Genomic DNA, 856 nt, shown 5'->3' with positions numbered 1-856 from the left:
CAACTCATAACGCAGGAGCAGCGAACGCCCGACACCGTTATCCAGCCGCTCAATGCGCCCCAAAAGATCCCGGACAATGCGCAGCCGGTTGTCATACGCATCGCTGATCGCGGTCAGTATGCCGTCGCGAAAGTGGTAGAAGCGCGACGCCTGGGCCAACACCAGTTCATCCGGCAAAGCGCCTAAATAGATTGCCGCTTCGGCCAGGCTATTGGTGATTGCTGGGCGAGAAACAGATGGCAAGGGCAGGGTGGTCGAGCGGTTTTCATGATCGGTCCACACCACCGAATCGCCCGACACCGCAAGCCGATGCGCCAACGAGTGACTCCAGCCAAACCCCAACCCGCAATCCATTTCCACCGCACTGGTGCGGTACAAGCGGCTCCATTCAAACGGCAATACCCCGTCCAGCGCCCCATCAGTCAGGGTGAGCAATTCCTCTCCGGTCACCATCGACACCGGGCAGCCGTTAGTGGCGGTCTTATCCGCAGGCGCCGCCGAGTCTCCGTTTGGGTTCTTGCCAGCAGCAGGCACATCGTCGACATGCTCCTGCCGAACCAAAGCCGTCCGCTGCGTCTTGCCGCGAACCGCCGGCACCGGGTTGGAAACCAGCTGATCCCCAGCCTTCAACGGCACATCCGGAATCACCTTGATTGGCGTCGCTGCGCTCCTCAGCAACAACGGTGTGGCCGCCTCGACATGGCCCTGCACACGAGATTTCCCAAATTGCCTGGCCACCTGTTTGAACCACTGGCGCGCACGACGAGACTTGATGCCGTCCAGGACCTTGGCGCTCATGCCTATCGCCACGCCCATCGCACCGGTGGCGAGGGCCAGCAGCAGGTTGATCAGCACT

Annotated in this window: 1 protein-coding gene; it reads right to left on the bottom strand. The window is 61.3% G+C overall.

The window, feature by feature from the left end; genetic code table 11:
- Nucleotides 1–856 (bottom strand): DUF6531 domain-containing protein (locus tag NTD80_RS17770; RefSeq protein ID WP_262134443.1); only part of this gene is annotated, 856 nt, incomplete at both ends.

The sequence above is a fragment of the Pseudomonas sp. 13B_2.1_Bac1 genome (assembly GCF_025466155.1).
GTDB lineage: Bacteria > Pseudomonadota > Gammaproteobacteria > Pseudomonadales > Pseudomonadaceae > Aquipseudomonas > Aquipseudomonas aylmerensis.
Note: the sequence above shows the minus strand (reverse complement) of the source record. Positions and strands in the feature narration are given on the sequence as shown.